This window comes from Acinetobacter sp. UBA2063, from assembly GCF_002333245.1.
Taxonomy (GTDB): Bacteria; Pseudomonadota; Gammaproteobacteria; order Pseudomonadales; family Moraxellaceae; genus Acinetobacter; species Acinetobacter parvus.
Map to the genome: position 1 here is coordinate 1 of NZ_DDAH01000074.1, position 4,947 is coordinate 4,947.

Consider the following 4,947-nt stretch of genomic DNA (forward strand, 5'->3'; position numbering starts at 1 on the left):
TAATAATCATTGGGAAGCTGAGAATTTGCCCTTTGGTCATCCAGCCAAACAGGATAAAGCCCTGATCTGCATCGGGTTGGCGGAAGAATTCCATAAAGAAGCGTGCCACACCATAGCCCATCAGGAATAAAGCTGAAACTGCCATACGTGGACGGGGCTTTGAGCTAAACCACCACAACACGATAAACAGGATAAGGCCCTCACATAGTGCCTGATAAATCTGTGACGGGTGACGAACCAAGCCCAGTGGGTCTGTTGGGAAAATCATCCCGAATGGATAGCTTGGATCTTGTACTGGGCGACCATACAGTTCTCCCCCAATAAAGTTACCAAAGCGCCCAAACATCAAGCCTGTTGGTACACAGGGTGCGATAAAGTCCAAGGTTTGGAACCAGGTTTTTTGGTATTTTTTACACCAAAATAACATCGCAATCATGACACCGAGGAAGCCGCCGTGGAAGCTCATGCCACCAGTCCAGACTTGAAATAACCACAGTGGATTTTCTAAGAATTTACCAAATTCGTAGAACAACACATAACCAACACGTCCGCCAAGCACAACGCCCAATGCACCGTAGAAGACCAGATCTGACACCATGTCGGCTGTCCAGCCATCACGTTGTTTAGCGCGATACGATGCTAAGCCCCATGCACAGAGAAAAGCCAACAGATACATGAGTCCGTACCAGTGCACTTTGACTGGTCCTAAGCTCAGTGCAACTGGATCAATATTTGGATAGGTCAGCATCGCTGCTCCTCAATTTTATATTTTGAGCAGATTGTAGCGGAATGATGTGAAAAATGTTGTACATTCAATGTGAAAGATCAAGGTTCCAAAAGGCGGGAGAAAAGGATTTATGTGTATTGTCGCTTTTGCATGGCAGGTACTGGATGAGATGCCCCTATGTTTAATTTCAAATCGTGATGAGTTTTACCATCGACCAAGTTCTGCCTTGCATGTATGGGAAAATAGCAGCATTGTCGCAGGACAGGATTTACAGTCAGGCGGGACATGGATGGGGGTGACGGCTTCTGGTCGCTGGGCGATTGTGACCAATTTTCGCAATGGTCGGGAGCAGAAGGCTTATACCACTTCTCGTGGGTACTTGATTCAATCCTTTTTAGAAAGTGACTTGGCGCCGATTCGGTTTGCCCAGCAGCTGGAGCAACAGCAGCAGGACTATGCGGGCTTTAACTTATTTGTGGGTGATCGAACACAAGCGGTATATATGAGTAACCGTGGTGAAGCGCCGCAAGTGCTCGCCAATGGCGTGTATGTGGTATCCAATGGCCTCATGTCTGAAGATTGGGAGAAAACCCGACATTTGCGTCAGCGTTTTACCCAAGAATTTTTACCGATGTTGCAGCAAACACAAATGACTGAATCCGCAATCGACGCCGCCGCTTGGGATATTTTGGAGGATGAGCGAAAGGTGATTCCAGATTTGTTACCCGATACGGGAATCAATACAGAAATGGAAGAATTATTGTCCTCTACTTTCATTCAGAGTCCAGTGTATGGAACACGCTGTTCAAATTTTTTAAGACTTAGCCCGACACAGTGGCATTGGCTGGAAAAATCCCAGCAAGGGCCGTCACGAGGTGCAATTTTTGATCTTCAGTTAAAATTAGTGCCTTAAAATGATATGTTATAACATAATTTCAATATAAAACAACAAGATGAAATAATACTGTCATCAAGGTGACATAAAAGGTTCACCCAGCATTGTTAAGGTGTAGCCAATCGAGTTACGTCCAAACAAATAGATCTGGAGATATTTTATGTTCTTATCAAAGATGAGCTTTTCCAAAAAGCTCTTGGCGGTCAGTTTAATGACAGTACTGTCAGCTGGCATGACTGCATGTAACGACAGTGATAAAAACGACAAAACGGAAGTACCTACAACACCAAAAGCTAAAAATGTGATTTTCTTTTTGGGTGATGGTATGGGGATTACCACTTTAACGGCATCACGAATTTATTCTGTTGGGGAAGATGGTGATCTGACCATTGATACACTGCCAGAAACTGCTTTTGTACGCACTTTTTCGGAAGATGGTCAGGTGACTGATAGCGCGCCGTCTATGGCGGCTTATATGACTGGCGTGAAAATGAAAAATGAAGTCATTTCCATGCAGACCGGAACGATCGCATCTGCACCAAAAGCAGATGGAACCAGTACCTGTGATGATGTTGCAGAGAATAAAGGCAAAAAACCTGTTGAAACCTTACTTGAACTTGCCAAAGCGCAGGGGATGGGCACAGGTGTCGTGACTACCACGCGTATTACCCATGCAACGCCAGCCACAACCTATGCCCATGTTTGCCATCGTGATGCAGAGAATGATATTGCGGCACAGCTTGTTCCCGCAGGTAAAGGGACAGGATGGGGCGCTTATAACAGCAAGCTTAAAGATGGTGTAGATGTAGTGTTAGGTGGTGGTTTACGTCAGTTTAAACCGACGACTGTTGCAGGCGGTAAACGTGCTGACGGCCGAGACCTAGTAAAAGAAATGCAAGATCAAGGTTATAACTTTGTTTCAAGTGGTACTGACCTTGCAAAAATTGATCCAAGCAAAACTAAAAAATTATTGGGTCTCTTTAATGCCAGCCATATGAATTATGACTTGGATCGTACTAATAAGAAGATTGATGAACCTAGCTTAGCGGATATGACCACCAAAGCGATTGATGTCCTACAGGCAAAAAACAAAAGTTTCTTCTTGATGGTTGAGGGTGGCCGTATTGACCATGCTTTGCATGACACCAATGCAAAACGTGCGTTGCAGGATACGGTTGCTTTTGACAATGCGATTAAGGCAGCGATTGATAAAATTAAACTGACTGATCCAGAGCTAAAAAATACCTTGATCGTGGTGACTGCTGACCATGACCATACCATGGTTTTGAATGGTTATGCGAAGCGTACAGGTAAATATGTGAAAGGTGCTGAGACCAGTGTCTTGGGCCTAGTGAAGAACTATAACAAAGCGGGATTCTCAACCGATGTCAACGGCAATCCGTATCCAATTATTGGCTTTGGTACAGGTAAAAAACGTTTAGATAATGACCGTATTGAAGCGCGTGGTGTTTTAGCTGATAACGATAGTTGTAATCCAGCAGCAGGCCCAGCAGGTAAATATACCGATAGCCGTGGGACGGATATTGATAAAGATGGTTGGTGTACGGGTACAGCTTCAGATGATTTCCAGCAAGAAGCAGTGGTGCAGACTGGTTTCGCTGATAGTGAAACGCATGGCGGTACTGATGTATTCCTCGGCGCGATTGGTGTGGGGTCAGACAACTTCCACGGCAGTCTAGAAAATATCGAAGTATTTAATTTAGTTCGCAAAGCCATTGGCCTAGATAAATAACAACAGACTGGAGAATGATGATGTTAAAACAATTTAAATTAGGTCAGTTGGGTATGAAAGCATCTGCTTTAACTGTTGCACTCTTGGCTGCAAGTACAGGTGTACAGGCGGCGGGCGAAGCTAAAAATATCATTTTCTTTTTAGGTGATGGTATGGGGCCAACTACGGTCACGGCAAGCCGTATTTATGGCTATGGTGAATCTGGCAAATTAACCATGGACACCTTGCGCCGTACCGTACGCATCAAGACTTATTCAGAAGATGGTCAAACCACAGATAGTGCGCCGTCAATGGCAGCCTATATGACAGGGGAAAAAACCCGTAATGAAGTGATTGGCATGACACCGGGAACGATCGCTGTTGAGCCAAGTTCAGGTACGGCACCCGATGGAACGAAAGTGTCGAAGGCCGTGAATAACTGCCCAACGCCTGGCTCGAGTGTAGCAGCAGGCAGTCCTGCCGAGACGATTCTTGAATTGGCCAAAGCCAATGGCAAAAAGGTGGGGGCGATTACCACGACAGAATTAACCCACGCAACCCCAGCTGCAACTTTTGCTCATGTGTGTAATCGTAATGCGCAATATGAGATTGCGCGTCAAGTGATTCCTGGCGGTGCAGGTTATAACCCTAAACTGCTCGATGGCGTAGATGTGCTCATGGGTGGTGGTCGTAACCACTTCACCCCATATAATGCGACTGACAATAAAAAGGGTCGTATTGATGGACGTAATTTGCTGGATGAACTAAAAGCGAAGAATTACACCGTCGGTGCAACAAAAGCAGAAATGGATGCTGCGCCACTGAATAAAAAATATATCGGCCTTTATTCGGCAACCTCTCATCTGGAATATGATTTGGATCGTCCTAGAACGGCACCAAATCAACCAAGTTTGGCTGAAATGACCGCAAAATCGATTGATTTATTACAGGCACAAGATACCGCAGGCAAAGGCTTCTTCTTGATGGTTGAAGGTGGACGTATTGACCATGCATTACATGGAACCAATGCCAAACGTGCCTTGCAGGATACCATTGCCTTTGATAATGCGATCAAGACCGCACTGGATAAAATCAAGAAAACTGATCCTGAGTTAAAAAATACCTTAATCGTCGTCACGGCTGACCATGACCATACCATGACGTTTAATGGTTATACCGCACGTACTGGCAAAACCACGGCGACGAATCCAGGTATCTTGGGTTTAAGTTATAGTTATCAAGAGGCAAAAGCATCAGATACGCGTAGCCGCGTGTTAGAGGATGGCAAGAAACATGCCCCTAACTTTGATGCGAAAGGCAAGACCTCAACCACTTTAGTGTTTGGTAATGGTGGTGGGCCACGTCCAACGTCACGCATCGATATTACGGACAATGAGGCAGCAGCCGATGATTATTTACAAGAGGTTGGGGTAAAACTTGGTAGTCCTGGCTCTGAAACACATGGTGGTGGAGATGTCTTATTGTTTGCTGAAGGTGCAGGTTCACAAGTCTTTAAAGGGACGAGAGAAAATGCATGGGTATTTAGCAAATTAAAAGAAGCATTTGGCTTTAAATAAACCTTTTATTGAAGTT

General features: G+C 45.0%; 4 protein-coding genes. 3 read left to right on the forward strand and 1 reads right to left on the reverse strand.

Translation table 11 applies throughout. The features are described from left to right. Window positions 1–748, reverse strand: a 748-nt coding sequence (lgt, locus tag B4H32_RS03375) for a prolipoprotein diacylglyceryl transferase (protein ID WP_286799998.1), incomplete at its 3' end; no start/stop codon positions are given. A gap of 109 nt (window positions 749–857) precedes the next feature. Between lgt and B4H32_RS03380 the strand changes: the two genes are divergently transcribed. The 3 genes from B4H32_RS03380 (at window position 858) to B4H32_RS03390 (ending at window position 4,931) form a co-directional block, all read left to right on the forward strand. Further along, window positions 858–1,640, forward strand: a complete 783-nt coding sequence (locus B4H32_RS03380; protein ID WP_286799999.1) for an NRDE family protein — start codon at window positions 858–860, stop codon at window positions 1,638–1,640. A gap of 142 nt (window positions 1,641–1,782) precedes the next feature. After that, the gene (locus B4H32_RS03385) at window positions 1,783–3,375 is read left to right on the forward strand and encodes an alkaline phosphatase (RefSeq protein WP_286800000.1); all 1,593 of its coding nucleotides are present in this window, start codon (window positions 1,783–1,785) and stop codon (window positions 3,373–3,375) included. 20 nt (window positions 3,376–3,395) lie between these two features. Further along, window positions 3,396–4,931, forward strand: a complete 1,536-nt coding sequence (locus B4H32_RS03390) for an alkaline phosphatase (RefSeq protein ID WP_286800001.1) — start codon at window positions 3,396–3,398, stop codon at window positions 4,929–4,931. The last annotated feature ends 16 nt before the right edge of the window (window positions 4,932–4,947 follow it).

Coding starts and splice junctions, on each gene's coding strand:
- B4H32_RS03380 (WP_286799999.1), top strand. CDS start 858: ATGTGTATTGTCGCTTTTGCATGGCAGGTACTGGATGAGATGCCCCTA.
- B4H32_RS03385 (WP_286800000.1), top strand. CDS start 1,783: ATGTTCTTATCAAAGATGAGCTTTTCCAAAAAGCTCTTGGCGGTCAGT.
- B4H32_RS03390 (WP_286800001.1), top strand. CDS start 3,396: ATGTTAAAACAATTTAAATTAGGTCAGTTGGGTATGAAAGCATCTGCT.